At 42.7% G+C, this 15,348-nt stretch carries 15 protein-coding genes and 2 pseudogenes; 2 read left to right on the top strand and 15 right to left on the bottom strand.

All coding sequences use genetic code 11. The features are described from left to right. Positions 1-78: 78 nt before the first annotated feature. The 10 genes and pseudogenes from PPHA_RS01815 to PPHA_RS01775 form a co-directional block, all read right to left on the bottom strand. Positions 79-366, bottom strand: coding sequence for a Fic family protein (locus PPHA_RS01815; protein WP_012507187.1), 288 nt, complete (start codon positions 364-366; stop codon positions 79-81). Positions 367-398: 32 nt separating this feature from the next. Next, on the bottom strand, positions 399-866 hold the full coding sequence (gene tsaA, locus PPHA_RS01810; protein ID WP_012507186.1) for a tRNA (N6-threonylcarbamoyladenosine(37)-N6)-methyltransferase TrmO: 468 nt from the start codon (positions 864-866) through the stop codon (positions 399-401). A 231-nt stretch (positions 867-1,097) separates the two neighbouring features. After that, positions 1,098-1,400: a (2Fe-2S) ferredoxin domain-containing protein gene (locus PPHA_RS01805; RefSeq protein ID WP_012507185.1), complete on the bottom strand. Its 303-nt coding sequence runs from the start codon at positions 1,398-1,400 to the stop codon at positions 1,098-1,100. Positions 1,401-1,586: 186 nt separating this feature from the next. Next, on the bottom strand, positions 1,587-2,951 hold the full coding sequence (locus tag PPHA_RS14430) for a PAS domain-containing protein (protein ID WP_012507184.1): 1,365 nt from the start codon (positions 2,949-2,951) through the stop codon (positions 1,587-1,589). A 409-nt stretch (positions 2,952-3,360) separates the two neighbouring features. Then, positions 3,361-3,483 (bottom strand): annotated as a pseudogene (locus tag PPHA_RS15395) (transposase); the annotation flags it as partial. A 399-nt stretch (positions 3,484-3,882) separates the two neighbouring features. Then, positions 3,883-4,305, bottom strand: a complete 423-nt coding sequence (locus PPHA_RS01795; protein WP_012507182.1) for a PspC domain-containing protein — start codon at positions 4,303-4,305, stop codon at positions 3,883-3,885. A gap of 142 nt (positions 4,306-4,447) precedes the next feature. Beyond that, positions 4,448-4,843, bottom strand: coding sequence for a DUF4431 domain-containing protein (locus PPHA_RS01790; RefSeq protein WP_012507181.1), 396 nt, complete (start codon positions 4,841-4,843; stop codon positions 4,448-4,450). A 142-nt stretch (positions 4,844-4,985) separates the two neighbouring features. After that, positions 4,986-6,008 carry an HNH endonuclease gene (locus PPHA_RS01785; RefSeq protein ID WP_012507180.1) on the bottom strand — a complete coding sequence of 341 codons (1,023 nt, stop codon included), beginning with the start codon at positions 6,006-6,008 and terminating at the stop codon, positions 4,986-4,988. Positions 6,009-6,314: 306 nt separating this feature from the next. Further along, complete coding sequence (locus tag PPHA_RS01780) at positions 6,315-7,556, bottom strand: hypothetical protein (protein ID WP_012507179.1); 1,242 nt, start codon at positions 7,554-7,556, stop codon at positions 6,315-6,317. Between the two features lie 102 nt (positions 7,557-7,658). Beyond that, on the bottom strand, positions 7,659-8,453 hold the full coding sequence (locus PPHA_RS01775) for a Shedu immune nuclease family protein (RefSeq protein WP_012507178.1): 795 nt from the start codon (positions 8,451-8,453) through the stop codon (positions 7,659-7,661). A 574-nt stretch (positions 8,454-9,027) separates the two neighbouring features. Here PPHA_RS01775 and PPHA_RS01770 point away from each other — a divergent pair. Further along, positions 9,028-10,176, top strand: a complete 1,149-nt coding sequence (locus PPHA_RS01770) for an IS4 family transposase (protein WP_012507176.1) — start codon at positions 9,028-9,030, stop codon at positions 10,174-10,176. A gap of 15 nt (positions 10,177-10,191) precedes the next feature. On the opposite strand, the gene PPHA_RS01765 is transcribed toward PPHA_RS01770, so the two are convergent. From PPHA_RS01765 to PPHA_RS15385, 3 genes and pseudogenes are all read right to left on the bottom strand, one after another. Beyond that, complete coding sequence (locus PPHA_RS01765; protein ID WP_012507175.1) at positions 10,192-10,428, bottom strand: hypothetical protein; 237 nt, start codon at positions 10,426-10,428, stop codon at positions 10,192-10,194. After that, complete coding sequence (locus PPHA_RS01760) at positions 10,425-10,646, bottom strand: addiction module protein (RefSeq protein ID WP_012507174.1); 222 nt, start codon at positions 10,644-10,646, stop codon at positions 10,425-10,427. The genes PPHA_RS01765 and PPHA_RS01760 overlap by 4 nt, the downstream gene beginning before the upstream one ends. A 271-nt stretch (positions 10,647-10,917) precedes the next feature. Continuing rightward, a pseudogene (locus PPHA_RS15385) lies at positions 10,918-11,087 on the bottom strand (tyrosine-type recombinase/integrase); the annotation flags it as partial. A 316-nt stretch (positions 11,088-11,403) separates the two neighbouring features. Here PPHA_RS15385 and PPHA_RS16590 point away from each other — a divergent pair. Then, on the top strand, positions 11,404-11,565 hold the full coding sequence (locus PPHA_RS16590; protein WP_317623600.1) for a redoxin domain-containing protein: 162 nt from the start codon (positions 11,404-11,406) through the stop codon (positions 11,563-11,565). A gap of 143 nt (positions 11,566-11,708) precedes the next feature. On the opposite strand, the gene PPHA_RS01750 is transcribed toward PPHA_RS16590, so the two are convergent. Together PPHA_RS01750 and PPHA_RS01745 are read right to left on the bottom strand one after the other, a co-directional pair. Next, on the bottom strand, positions 11,709-12,089 hold the full coding sequence (locus PPHA_RS01750) for a methyltransferase family protein (protein WP_012507173.1): 381 nt from the start codon (positions 12,087-12,089) through the stop codon (positions 11,709-11,711). A 577-nt stretch (positions 12,090-12,666) separates the two neighbouring features. Further along, positions 12,667-15,348, bottom strand: a complete 2,682-nt coding sequence (locus PPHA_RS01745; protein ID WP_012507172.1) for a DEAD/DEAH box helicase — start codon at positions 15,346-15,348, stop codon at positions 12,667-12,669.

Raw genomic sequence — 15,348 nt, 5'->3', positions numbered from 1 at the left:
AGGTAAAGCAAGCTCAGAGCAGGGAAAGCAGCATAACAACTGATAAGCGGCATATGGCAGAAAAGCGTTTCAGCAATATCACTGATTTCCCAGCTCCTTCACAGCAACATATTTTTGCTTCGGACTGTTGGGCTTTTCCGGTATGGTCGGTACCAAAAAGCCAGCTTTCAGCAAAGGAGCCAGAATCTCTGCCCGGAAATGTTCGCGATGCTTTAATCCCAAGAATGCCTGAATCTCTTCTCTGCTTCTGGCTGCAGAACAAAACTCCAATATGGCCAACAGTTTATCCTCTCCGACTTGCTCGGTAACTTGCTCGGTAACTTGCTCGGTGACTTGCTCGGTAACTGCATCTGCACTGCAAAGCATGATCGGCTGAAGCCCAACACAAGCGTTTTGAGTTATTCCCTGTGTTTCGGTTTTTCTCGCAATTCTTTTGTTTCCGTCCATCCGTTATTGGCATTTTCCCGATAATCAAATCGGGGAAGATATGGCTTTATGTCAACAAGAGGCGTATTGTCTAATATATCTATCTCGCTTACATCGAGGATATTGTTCGTTCTTTTCTCCAGCTTTACGATAGACATCCCGATTCGATTCGGCCGACAAGGGTGACGGGAAACAAAGACTCCATGAGCTGCATCATCAAGGAATGTTGGTCGGGACAATTGAATCACTTCAGCTCTATCGAAAATATAGAAAAGGATCAGATGTGAAAAAGTTTCAATTGTTTCCAATCCCTCAACATATTCCGCGAAAAGCTCAATCCGCCCTTTCCCGTCAGGCACAACACTTCCTTGAATCGGGCACTCTGCTTTCGTTTTATAGGGTGAAAATATGGTACCGATTTGTTGTATTTGAAAATTCATATCTCCTTCACATCTCACTGATGGCGCTACTGACAGGTGGGCAGAGGCGGACAATCACCCAATCCCCTGGTTTGTGAGTATTGCAACTTCACGATTTCATGAACGTCCCGCCGGGATGCGCTAACCCTGGGTGATTCTTATTTTCCGTTTTTGGCTTATTCTTGTTTTCCGATCACATGAGTATCCTTCATAACACTGTTGTTCGGCAATTTTCAGCGTATCCCCTGTTTTTCAGTCATCTTCCAGGATTCGTTCGATGGCAGACACAATTTCATCCACATCATCAGGAAGAACCCCGGAAAACCATACCTTCTGAGGGTAAATCATCACATGAGAACCGTTGCCGCAAAGCCCCATACATCCTGATGTGGAAATCCTGACCTTCCCTTTCCAGCCTTTCTCGTCAACAGCTTGTTTTAACTTGTCTTTCGTAAGTTGACTGTTATTGTCTGCACACGATTTTTTTTCTCCCCCACGGTCATTGGTACAAACAAAAACATGAGCGACGTAAGGCATTTCACGTTGTTTCTGCATTATGGATCTCCCTGATAAGTAGTCAACAAAATGTAATCACGTAATCCAACGTTATCAGTTCATGAATCGTTAGCGTTTATCCTTCTTTTATTGCCGAATCAATTCCTGTAGAGCGTCTAAACATCACTGACGGGAACGGAGCACAGTGGGATTTCCGTCAGTGAGCATGGTATTGTTAGGAAATTCCTATCCTGTTATTCCAATATCTTTTTTCTTGCAGAATTCCGGATACAATTTTGTCATACATTCGGGACATATACCGTGGGAAAAATGCGCCTCTGTGTGTTTTGCAACATACGCTTCAACTTGCTCCCAGTACCCTTTATCATCCCTGATCTTTTTGCAGCTTGCGCAAATAGGAACAATGCCGCGCAATGTCTTAATCTCATTTAATGCATGACGGAGTTCTTTAATGGTATGTTGACGTTCTGCCTCTGCTTGTTTACGTTCAGTTATATCAATCATAACCGTCAGGTAATACTTAACACCTTGACTCTCGATAATGTCGCCCGAGAAAAGACCATCGAGAACAACTCCTGCCTTTGTTTTTACTTTTAGTTCAACTTCATGGATATTGCCATAGCAAGCGAGTGTATTGGCGACCCGTTCCTGTTCTTCTTCATTCGCAAATATACCTATTTCCGAGCCTGTCTTGCCGATAATCTCGTCTGCGGAATAACCAAGTATGCGAAGAAAGGCATCGTTGACATCAGTAAATATTCTATCAGGAATGCTGCTTACAGCCATCAAGGCAGGGTTCATTCTGAAGAGTTTGTCAAACTTTTGCAAAGCCTCCTGTTCTCTGCCAAGGTCTTGTGAAACGCCATAAATACAATCTGCTCCGTTCCATTTCCCAAACCATACCCGCGTTTCAACGGGAAGGATGGTGCCGTTCTTATGCATAAGTGGCAAGGGGCAAGTTGTCCGTTTGCCGGTGAACATATCAGTTAGAATGGATGTAGCTTCTTGCTGAACCGACTTAGGATGTAGATCAAGTATTTGTATGGTGCGCAATTCATCGGAACTGTAACCCAATTTATCAGAGGTTACGGGATTAGAGTATATAATCTTTCCGTCGCAATTACCGATTACAACAATATCTGATGTTTTTTCAATGAAAGATCGAAAATTTTCTTCGTGTTGCTTGAGTGCGGCCGCCGCCGATCTCTGTTCCGTGATGATTATTGCACAACAAACGATGTATTGAACACTTCCGTTGTTGTCAAACTTGGGTGTCTTTGTAATTTCCAGTAGATGCCGTACTCCATTTGAATCTGTTAGCCATTCTTCGGAGACTACGGTGTTGCGTGTTTCAAGCACTTGGCGGTTCGATTGCTCGCACAGGGCAGCAACATCTGCCGGAAACAGATAACGTAGTGCTTTGAATTCTATAGCCTGCTTGCGCATTCCCATAAAATCTGCATGGCACTGATTCACGCGCCCATATGTGAAGATGTCTGTAAGAAACCACATTTGAATTGGCACTGAATCCATCATCAGAGACTGTTGCTTTACCAGTCCCTGAAGGTCTTGAAACCTTTCGTCATTCATAGTTCACCCATATTTCATTGCTGTACTAACGCTATGGCGTTCAGCAGCGGCACGCAAGCGCCGTCTGCTGCAACGCCTTGTTAGACGGTACCCTACAGGCGCATCGCCATTTTGCCCAACTCCACGATCAAGGTACCCAGCACATTTCCTCCTGCGCCTTCGAGGATCTTTTGAATCGACAGAACGGACTCTCTGATGATGCCGACCTTGGGTTTCGACGATCCAACCTGGGATTCGACTGTTGCGATGTCTGCAAACAGCCTGTCGGAATTGACGTTTTAGGAAAAATAGCAATGCTATCGTCCATAAACTGCAAGTCCCCTTATTTTTTGATTTTGGTCATTTATGACGATACTTTTTTCTGTTGAAGAGATAAAACAGGGGCAATCAGGCGCTTTTACCACAATATTCAAGCCGTTATCTGGCGTAACACATGCAATCGCTTCAGATTCCAGGCAATACTGACAAGCTCCCATTCACCTCTTACATTTTCTATGCCTCTGAGCAGAAACTGCCGGAAGCCCATCACTGCTCAGATAACACCGCTTCGTGGCATGGGTGTTAGGCTGCTTTGGGTTTAAACAGGGGCTTTCGCGGTGGCAGGGAAACCAGCCTCTTTTCCGTTTGACTCTGACGCTTAAGAATATCCTCAAAGATAGCGTCGGGATCATGGTTAAACTTCTCAGCATATTCTTCTCGAAGCTCACGCGTTTCTTTTACTATTGGGTCTTGCCACATAAAATCAGCCCTCCATCAGTTCTTGTGGTGTACAAATTATTGGCGGTTCATAGCCGAATTCTCTACACAGAGATTCGATTTTTGGCCGCACAACAGCATTAGCAATATGAGTACAATTCCAGGTAAGCAGATACACGATAATAGCAATAGAATATGCAGTAACAAACAAATGCTCTCCGATTTTGCTGCAAAATCAAGCTACATCTTTCGTCGGCAACTTGGGCAAGAGAAGGCTTAGCCAGTAAATCCAAAACAAAATGCTACTGGTTATGATGATGAGTATGACGAATGCAAAGCGGGCAACTCCATGATGGATACCGAAACGATGCGCTATCCCCGCACAAAATCCTGTCAGCATTTTCTGGTCGGAAGAGCGGTAGATACCGCTGTATTCCGGTGGACGGGGCGGAGCCTCACACTCCACAAGCGGAGACGGAACTATAGGCTTTGGAAACTCAACACCCTCAATATTGCCGAGCTTCGTCCAGCTTGAGCTTCCTTTTTGCAAGACATCATCCGAAGGCAGAAAATTGCCCGTCCGCGCTCCATCAATGATCTGTTCAAGAGTGAATTCCCCTTGAATTATGCCCTTTCTGGAGATTCTCAAGTCTGCCATTTTCTATCCTCCTTTTTATTGGTTTGCCGCAGTTATTAAGAACCCGTGAGTGCGGAATTCGCTTTCGCGGGCCTAATATTTAGGTGAGGGGCACGGAGCGATCAGCAGCGCTGATTGCGGAGCAACCCTCACGACCGCATTGTTAGGGGATGATTGATCCAACATCCAATAACACCGACGTGAAATGGTGACCATTGTCAGAGTGGAACAGAGTCCCATTCAACTTGACAGGCTTGCCTTTCAAACTCTTGAATTTAGCCATATCTGGTTTTTTTAATACCAAATGCAATAAAGTAACGCCTAACTCCGGTTGGCAATCGGTTTCCGTTGGTGCGCACAGCACCGATATAGATTTGTGCAGCCTAACAGCAGGGAACTGATGCGATTTCTCATCGTACGTAATTTCTGGATCGGCTATCGATGAAACCAGAACACCTTCGAGCGTCACAGGCACATCGTACCTGTAGCTTTGCGCAAAAACATCGGAACAAGCAAGACATAATGCGACTGACAAGAAAACATGCAATTTCAATTTCATAATTTAAACTCCTAACGGTTAGCGTTACCAGCGTGTGTGCGGGTGTGGATTCTGTTCGGAAGCACGAAAAACTCGAAACCAGAAAAATACTCGAAAATGCCACAGAATCCCACAAGTCATGTGCACGCTTTGTTAGCTGCTTTTATTGTCCTGTTGTCAAACTGATTTTGTACTGTTGCCCGTTGAGTACAAAATCAATAAAATTGCTATCGTGTGATTTTATTATTCTATCGCCTAAGTCAAATTCTTTGTGGTGGTTGGGGCAAAGTAAAATTATATTATCTATAGTCTCTCTGCCTTTTTGATGCTTCGCTTTGATGTGCGCCGCTTCGATATATTTACTGCGATCCTTTTTTGTAATTGTTACTCCGCAAATTTGGCATTTGAAGTCCCGAAGAATTTTTATTTGAGCAATTGTCTTATTGTCTCGTTTATATGTTTTTTTGTTCACAATAATTTCTTCACTATCCGACGGTTGTAGATTATTTAGCTCATCAAGAATTTCTTCTTTTATCTTTGCTTGTTTATAGAATTGGGCAAGTTCTTCCTGCTCTTTTTCGTCTTGCGAGCAATACGGAAGTTCGAATTTTTCTTCGACATAGTATTCGTAAATATCAGAGAGCTTTTTGTAATCGGATTGCAAAATACCTGTGTTAGATAATTCTACAAGTTCATCATAGAGAATTTTTTTCGCAAATATGTTGTCTTTATAAGTGAATCCAACTTGTGGAACCATTCTGTCACTTGATTTGGCTTTGTAATTGTCTGCAGAAAGGGGAACAGGGAATAAAATCGAAAACCGCTTTTCGGCTCTGATGTTAATGCTATATTGGTTGTTTTGAAAACCTTTAACAACAAAGTGCTGTTGCGGATCAATAATTTCGGATTTGCCGTAGACTCCCACAACTTGTCCTTTTTTATAGTCAATATTTTTTGTGTAAAAAATAATTAATCCTCCGTTCTGAAACTTTTTTGGGGGATTTGTCCATTGAACGAAACCGTGTATAAATTTTTCTGTATCAATATCTCGTTTATCAAATTTGAAGTTGAGTGATTCGTGTCCAGCATTTTGTCTGGCGTATTCATGCCCTGCTCGTGGATTAATATATCTGTTTGTCCAGTTTTTCGGGTTCCATGTAATATTTACAAGCAGAACATCATTCATTTCTGTTTCCTTAATTTGTACAGTAGCGCCTAACGGTTTGCGTTACTGGCGCTGGGGCGGGCGCGGACTCTGCTTGGGAGCAGAAAAAACTCGAAGCCAGAAAAATGCTTAAAAAGCCGCACCGTACCCCAGCGTCCAGTGCACGCTTTGTTAGCCCGCTTTTTGCTTGGGGAGGACTTTATCTATTTGTTCATTTGTTCGCTAACCTTACCTAATAATTCATTTCCCTTACGTAGATTATGACCTTGATTTTTCTGAGACGAAATGTTGTTTTTTGCAAAATCTACATCAAATGGATATTGTCTACTACTTATTACCCTGTTTGGTCTGGCTCTCGCTCATTATTAATGATGAATCAAGTTGCTTCAGGGTTTCTTTTACACTCCGACGTAACCCATCTGTTAATAATATTGCATTATGAAAAGCTTCAGTCGCTTTCCATGCACCCTCGAGTGATCCTTGATGACCATTTTCTTTGGACATAATTAGCTGATTTAGGGAATCCAAAACATCTTGAACGGTTTTGAATCTTATAAACTGTAAGGGAGTCACAAGGAAGTCATTCTCTCTATAAAAGCTATCATAATCGCTCTCATTAAAAAACCGTTTGGAATTTTCGGCAATAGTTTTTGCGACACTACTGTAACGTTCTGCGATTTCCATTACTTGCTGATGAGCACTCCACGAGTGATTTTCAGCTTTTTTAATCAATACACGGAGAACCGTCCAAATATTGCGACTGCCCCCACCACCCCCATGTTCAATCCAGTGATGCTCTCCCAAGCTAATCTTGTATTCTGGATTTTGTACAGCAATCTCCGCAACATCTATAAATTCAGGCCAACTATAAACGTAATTGCTTATAGTAGAAAAAACACCTATTATGATATTAAGGTTGTCGTACAGCTCCCATAAAAGATTCTTGGCATATTCCAGATCTGATCTTGAGCGAAACACTATGACAGATTGAGAAGAGACATTTAATAACTGTTCAAAGCCTTCCCAGAATATTGAGGATGAGAGACGATCAGTGACCTGCTTGAAAAAACTCTGTGTATATGTTAGATCAGGAAAGAAAGATTTATGGATTTCATAATTAGCATCAATCATTGACTCGAGCTTTGTGTAGTCCCATATTTCTGCATGTACTAATGAGTATTTTGTTATCTCCTTGCTAAACCAATCATGTGTGCCAACGGTTACAACGCCAGAAAAAGGAACATTCGTTATCATTATGTAAATATCGGGTTGTTTCTTTTTCGGCTCGAACAAATGTCTAAGTTCAGAAGATATCTCTTGGCGAATAACATTTCGAGCTTCTTTCACGCCTAATCGTGATACATCGTGATGTTTATATTGGAAAATCCAATATCCTTCTAATTCCGAATAATCACCATTTCCTTTACCATCATAATCGCTGTCACGTCCAGCGTCAGACCCTACTGTGTCAAATGGTCTTATTTTTTCCGAGACCGTTCGGATTAATAAGGCATTACACAACTTAGCGAATAACTCAGGGGAAAGACTATTTAGATCATATCGGAACATATTATTCTCTCAGAAATGTATAAAATGTGCCTGCTTTTTGTGCGGGCTAACGTGAAATTAACCGGCTACGCGCTTTTTGCGTAGTCCGGGTTGAATGTAGGGTTAGGTTTCATTTTGGTGAACGATGAATCGTGCTCGTTCGTAAAGTTCGTCGAACGTAACTATTTCCGGGCTGTTTGTATTGCGCCTGAACAGTTCGAACGAACGATACCGCTCCTGATTTACGCCGTGGTCACCGACGAACTCGTGAAGGCTGCCAACAACAAGAAAAGATTTGGGCATGTAGTTGAAAGCCTCTTCGCCAGTTGGATTTCCAACATCATCCGTGAGAGCGAGTTTGGATTTTATCGTTTCAGTGGCGAGTACAACGGTGCCTTGAACCTGCGCGATAGCGCCCGAAAGCTCATCTGATGGTGACCAACAACCAACCCGATAGGGCCGGGATTTGAGTAACTCTGTCTTGTGTGTCTTTATCTCGACGAAGCAGAGGCTTGAGATAACCCCGCGAGTTTTAAGCAGCGCGTCCACTCTCTTTCCGTGCTCTGATACTGTGTGACCGTGAACCACTTGCTCAAGTTTCCTGTCATCAAGGGTGGATAATTGGATGTAGCTTAATCCGTAGCCAAAAATCCACGGATTTTTCTCAAAGAATTTTTGCCACACTGCTTCGCTGTTACATTGCTTCTGCGTCTTGACCGTTTTGAAGTATTCGTCATTTTCAAGAAGTTGCTGGAAAACCTGCAATTGACGCTTGCGATACCCGACAGCTACAACATCCTCCTTTGTTACGGCTGAACGAATGACTTCAGCGAATAGCTCTTGATTATCTTGGAAAAGAGCTTGAGCTTGGACGTTGGAAAGTACGACTCGGCGCAGTTCCTCGTCAGAAATTTTCATTGAGCCACTGCCTTCGAGTGGCAGGTACAAAGATTCCGCGATCATCTTCGAAAAACTTGGCAGTAATACAGGTCTTAGCATCTTCCTTATGTCTTAGCACGACTTCGTTTTTGATCTGAGCAAAAGCGTAGCTCTCTGGATGCTCAATGAGCTTTGTGGCAATGCGCACCTTCCGCTTTGGCTCACCAAATGAGTCAAGACTCGGACTAATATAAGTCTTACCGTGCTGAGGGTCTTGGTAGCTATCCATTTTGCGAAGCGTGCGTGTTGTGTATGAAACCTAACGAAAAGGTCACCTGCTGGCGGCGAAGCCGACAGACAGGTGAAGTGATTTTGTTAGATGCAGTCTATTCTGTTTTTTAATAAGGCTGTACTTCTTTTGCCATGAAGCACTGCCAGAACAAAAATTGCATCATTTTTGAATAGATAGATTCACTGGTGTCCGGTTGTTGAAAAAATTAACACTGTTTATCGCCCAATAATAAAACAAGTTACGATACGTTTTTGATCGTCACCGACTTGAAAAAAACTTGTTATTTTTATCATTCCATAATTTTTAGAAAAGGGATGATAAATGTATACAGGAAAAACCATTTTTGCTCAACTCCAGGAACATTTGCCTATTCATCAATTTAGAGTTTGTGTCAAACGTTACGGAGGTAATCATAAGGTACAATCGTTTACCTGCCTGGATCAATATCTCTGTTTATTTTTTGCTCAATTAACCTATCGAGAAAGTCTTCGAGATATTACAACCTGTTTACTTGGTATGCAAAATAAACTCTATCACATGGGCATACGAGGTACAATAGCACGAAGTACATTAGCCGATGCAAATGAAAAAAGAGATTGGAGGATTTACCAGGATTTTGCGCAAATCCTGATACATAAAGCACGAGAACTATATTGTAAAGATTCATTTGGCGTGACACTTGATGAAACTGTTTATGCTTTAGATTCGACAACGATTGATTTGTGTCTTTCCTTGTTTCCTTGGGCAAAGTTTCGGACACACAAAGGGGCTGTTAAAATACACACATTATTAGACTTACGGGGCAGTATTCCTTCTTTTATAGCCATTACTGATGGCAAGGTTCACGATGTAAATATCCTCGATATGCTAATTATTGAGCCGGGTTCTTTCTACATTATGGATCGTGGTTATATTGACTTTGAGCGATTGTTTCATATTAATGAATCTCAAGCATTCTTTGTCACAAGAGGTAAATCAAATTTAAGTTTTAGACGACAATACTCTCATTCAGTCAATGAATCTACCAATGTTCGATGTGACCAAACTATAATGCTTACAAGTGTTAAATCAGCAAAAGAATATCCGGATAAGATGAGAAGAATCAAGTATGCTGATCCTGAAACTGGTAAACTTTATGTGTTTTTAACAAATAATTTTATTCTTCCTGCTCAGGTCATTGCACAACTTTATAAAAGCAGGTGGAAGATTGAGCTTTTCTTTAAATGGATTAAACAACATTTGCGAATTAAGGCGTTTTATGGTACTTCAGAAAACGCTGTTAAAACACAAATTTGGACAGCAATCTCAGTATATGTGCTTATTGCATTAATAAAAAAACGCATGAATTTAGATATATCTCTCTACACTTTTCTACAAATCCTGAGTGTCAGTGTTTTTGAGAAAGTCGATATAAATCAATTAGTTACGAATTCTGCTGGCACAATTGAGAACACCTATGCCTCTAACTAGTTAGATTTATTCAACTTATAGCCGGACAGTAGTGAGATAGATTATTTTATAAGGGAATTTTTTAATGATGTGCTTCCTTGCTTCTTTATATTCTACTGTGGTTAACTCAGGGTTCCTTTGGATAAATTTAAGACCAGCCTCAATCTGAAGCAAGAAGTCATGTCCCAACCCCAGCCTTTTTTCTTCATACCAAAGGAATGATTCTCTTAAATCATTTTCAGCCTCAGGTCTGATTATGATTTGATGTTTCATTGCTTAGATACTATTCTCTTATAAACATCTTTCCACGGAGCACCTAATGTGGGGTTTCTGTGATATGCTTCCAAACGTTCATCAATTATTTTTTTTTCTTCGTGCGATAACTTGACAGCTTCAGGTTCGTTAGATATCGTATCCCATATGTCTTCTACCAGTTGAATTCTCTCCGGGACTGATAACTCAAGGGTGTCCGTAGCGGTTATATGTTTCATAGCAATTACTTCTTTTTAATATGGATAAAAAACGTAATCAATAAAGGATTTAAATAAATTCTTTTAATATTATTTTTTGAAATGAAAATCAACAAATAATCAGGGAGTATTTTTATCTAACAATGTTTAGACTGATCTGCCTAATTCTGGAAAAGTAGAAAGCTGCTTTCTGTATAAGACAACTTCCGAATTATTCAGATATAGCACTTAACTTATTTTCTATAAATGATATGGAGAAACAAAACTAATTTATCCTGCCGGTTTATACAGATCAGTCTAAACCAGCGATAAACATATCAACAGGACTTTTTACACCATGACCACCTTTGTTTAAAACATGCGTATAAATCATCGTGGTGCTTACATCTTTATGCCCCATTAATCCAGAATGGTTCGAACATCATACCCACCCTCCAGCAAGTGAGTCGCAAAAGAGCGCTTGCCTTGCCAAACGGATAACCTCATAAAGTATAGCAAAATAATCTTACGCCGTCAAATATTACAGCAAGAAATATCAAAAAGCTGCGTCATAAAGCACTCCGTTGCACTGCCTTCCTCTGTTCACAACCCAAATACAAATATTGAGAAGAAGGGCGCCAAATTCCCGTTAAAAATGAAAAGCCGAAGCGCTCACTATCGCCCGTAAGTCAACCTTGGCTATAAGACACCCCTATATTGTAGCAAGTCCTGACCTGATTGGAAAAATGTACTCATCATCTTTCACCTCAGTGACGATACCCCGATCTGTACTGCCCAATTGTGGGATTACCGGAACAATGTTCTGGAGTTTATCCAGCGCGGCATTGTGGTATTCGGCATCAGCCCCGACAGTCAGGCATCCCACAAAAGTTTTACCGAGCGCAACCAGCTCCCCTTCACCCTCCTGAGCGAAACCGAAAAAAAAGTGGCAAAAGCCTGAGACGCCCTCGTTTTCCCCGGCATGTCGCAACGCCTATGTACGAGTCAATGAAAATGGTATCGTCTTGCTTAACTGATTGCGTTACTGACAGGTGGGTAGGCGTGAACAATCACCCAATTCCCAAGCTTGTGAGTATTGCACGTTCACGATTTCAGGAACCTCCCACCTGGTTTGGATTTCCTGATAGCTGGAAATAAAAAAGGAACCTCTTTTTTATAGGCAAGGTAATCCTGACCGAAACGTAACGCCAGCTCCTTCTCTTCAATAAGTTTGTGATAGAGAGTTCCGAAAACAAACCCAAGCGTACCGCAAATGAAACCAACAGTGAGAGTGCCAAATAGAGTCCCGATCCCCGTATAGTAAAATATTGCCCCGAGTTCAATTGGATTTCTGCACAGTTTATACGGACCAACTACCACCAGCGTTTGAGTCGGTGCGTTAGGAGCAGGGGTACCTTTACCAATGAACCACTGGGTATAGGTCGCCCATAGCAGGAAGAATAATCCGAAAAAGATGGCGACCACAAGAAATTGAAATTTCCAATAACCTGGGGTATCTCAAGTGTATCTGCTGGTCGATGTTGTCGCCAACCAGAAAAAAACAAAATGGCAGAAGGAGAAGAAAGCAGATTGCACCTGCCAACAGTGAGATGACCCTGTATGAGGTGGACGTGTTCCTCCTCATGAAACTCAACAGCTTGTTGTAATATCCCTCAAGCATATCGAAGCCTCTGTTGAGATGTTTACGAGGTTTTTTTGAAAGCACTCATCGAATCGGTCTCAGACGCATATCTGTGCTGATGATGCCAACATTGAAATGAAATACTTCTCTTTTCACTTTACATCGTTATAGGCGTTCCCACTCACACCCAACCCGGCTAGTGTCAAGTCAAGCGTATAAGGTTGCACATGCTTGCGCCAAATATTCCTCTATAACTTATTTTATAAATTAGAGATAAATGATTTTTGCAAATCCTAATAATCATTATTTAATGGTCTTTTAAAGCGTGACATGACACTAGGCATCATCCGCTCTTTTAACTTAAAACTGCTCGTTATCAATGTCGTTCCTTAATTCATCAATTTATTTACGAATAAGTCCTTAGTCTCTGAACAACAACAACCCCTTCAAGGTCATGTTCACAGCAATCGCATCATGCGGGATAAGGAGATAAATCCAAGACTTGCCACCATGTGTTTTGGCAAAATCAGACGCATTCTTGCACCATTGTACCGCCGCCGCTTTTTTGGCAAGCACATCAGACGCCTCCATCTCCTTTCGTGCCTTTGGCTCCAACATGTAGATAGCATCCTCCGTTTCAGCCACAAAATCAGGCTGATACTCCTGCTCCCCTGTAGAAGAACGATAATAAATTTCGAACTGCCCTCGTGCTGGCCGGAACCACTTTGCCGCTTCACGTTCCAGAATGACGGAAACTTGCCGTTCAGTATCAGAATCAAACTTCTGTACCGGATAAAGGCATTTTGAAAATCCACCAAACAGATACTTTGCCATGTTGCTTTTATCCTCAGGAGCCTGTCGATAATCCAAGGCTGAATCTTTTCCGTTAACGCTATAGGCACTCTCTTTCAGTGGCACAAACCCGCATTTTACCTCAATGTCATAGTCCGTATCACCTTCCCAGTAATGCTCTTGCATTTGAGCATGAACAAAGTGGGCAACATCCTTCTGGTGATATCTCAGAATTTTCTCGACCTTGGCCTCTTCGAGATAACTCTTGAAATAAGCAACAACCTGTTGCGCCAAGCCGTAAAGAAGGTCTGCATGATCATCATAAGAAACGTCATCAAAATCAATCAACCCATTAACGATGTAATCCTCAAGCCGAACCTCATCACTCTCTTCGTCACCAAACCCGACAACCTGATGCTCACCCGTGCGGAGATATTGAATCCACAACTCATCTTCAGGCGGTTGATACTTGAGGCTTTCCAGTTGAAGTTTGAAAGAGTTGAAACCAGAACAAACCTCACCCTTCGGCGCAACCAAAATACGGGGAATATCTATGGACTGTTCCTGCACCAAAATGGCCGTCTTTTTAACAATAGCAGCGATATCAAGTTTCTCCGCAACAACGCCCAGCTCATACTGTGCAGGTTGATAAGCCGCATCAACTTGGCTCGAAACCACGTCCAATACCTTCTGATCCTGAAGGTGGCTGATACTTGGAAGAACCCGAACATCACTGCCAACCTTCCTGATTGCTTCATAGGCAAGTTGCGCAACCTTTTGTTCTTCCGGAGTACTGAAAACTGATACTTTGCTCGTTGGGGCCACTTGTGTACTACTCGATACCTGTTGCGGCTTAATCCCCAGTTGCGATGAAAGGTTTGATTGAGAAACTACCGTCACAGCACCCCGCCGAAGCTCATCAGGGTCAAGAATGATCTGCTGCAAACGAATCACAGAATCAGGCCGTTGAGCCTCATCAACAATCTCCTGAAACCGGTCATGAGCAACAATACTCAATCGGTCAACAGCGGGAACACCTGTCCGCCGACCATAGGGCAAGCGCAAGCCGCGCCCGATTGACTGCTCAATCAATATCCGCGCATTAGCAGCACGTAAAGGCACAATGGTATACAGATTGGTAACATCCCAACCCTCCTTCAGCATATTAACGTGAATAACAATTTCCGTTGGCTCATCAGTGCTTTCCACGGCAAGCAGGCGCTGAACCATCACATCCTCCTTCTCGCCGGTCATACTCGAATCAACCTGAATAACATGCTCTTTATACCGCCCTTCAAAAAAATCGGCTGACTGAATAAGCGCCAGCAACTGCCCTGCATGAGTCGTATCTCTTGCAATCACAAGAACGAAAGGCTTCACAATACGGTTGCCAGATTCACGGGCATAGGTTTCCAGTTCAACCTTTGTGCCCTCATGCAGTCGGATACCATCTTCAAGCTTCAGCTTCTCCAAAGCCTCCAGCGGCATTCCCGCTGAATTGAAATCCTTGCGTGTCACAACGGCAGGCTCTTTCACAAAACCATCTTCCATCGCCTTTGCCAACGGATAGCTCAGCACAACATTCTTGAAGGGTATCGGCCCCTTGGTTGTTTCCATAAATGGGGTAGCGGTAAGTTCCAGACCAAGAACAGGTTTCAGTTCATTAATGGCGCGAACACCCGCTGAAGCACGGTAACGGTGCGACTCATCCATCAACAAAACAAGGTCAGGCAACGCAGCCAGGTAATCGAAATAGCTTTGTCCGATATATTCAGCCAACCGCTTTATACGAGGCAGGCTACCTCCCCTCACTTCGGAATTGATTTTCGAGATGTTGAAAATATTGATCTTGCAGCGCAACGTCTGATCGAACAGGTTCCCCGCCAACTGCTGATAATCGTCACCGGTAATAATTGCAGGGGGAGCGATAGAGAACTCAGCAATACCCTTGAACACATATTTTGACGTGTTGGGCGTAAAGTCGGCAATGAGCTTGTTGTAGATGGTCAGGTTTGGAGCCAGCACAAAGAAATTATTGAGCCCATGCGCCAGATGAAGGTAAGAGATGAAGGCTCCCATCAGCCTTGTTTTACCAACTCCTGTAGCAAGCGCAAAACAGAGAGAAGGGAACTCACGCTCAAAGTCTGTAACGGCTGGAAATTCTGATTTGATGATCATCAAGGCCGCCACGAGGTCACTGCTCTTGTGCGGTGGCACAATCTCCGTCACCCGGTCAAGAATTTCCAGTGAACGCCGTTGCGGTTCACGAAGTGACAATCGCCCAGAGATGGAGTTAACGTGACGGTTCAT

The organism is Pelodictyon phaeoclathratiforme BU-1 (genome assembly GCF_000020645.1).
Classification (GTDB): Bacteria; Bacteroidota; Chlorobiia; order Chlorobiales; family Chlorobiaceae; genus Chlorobium; species Chlorobium phaeoclathratiforme.
The sequence above is the reverse complement of the archived record's forward strand: the minus strand, read 5'-3'. Positions and strand labels throughout refer to the sequence as shown.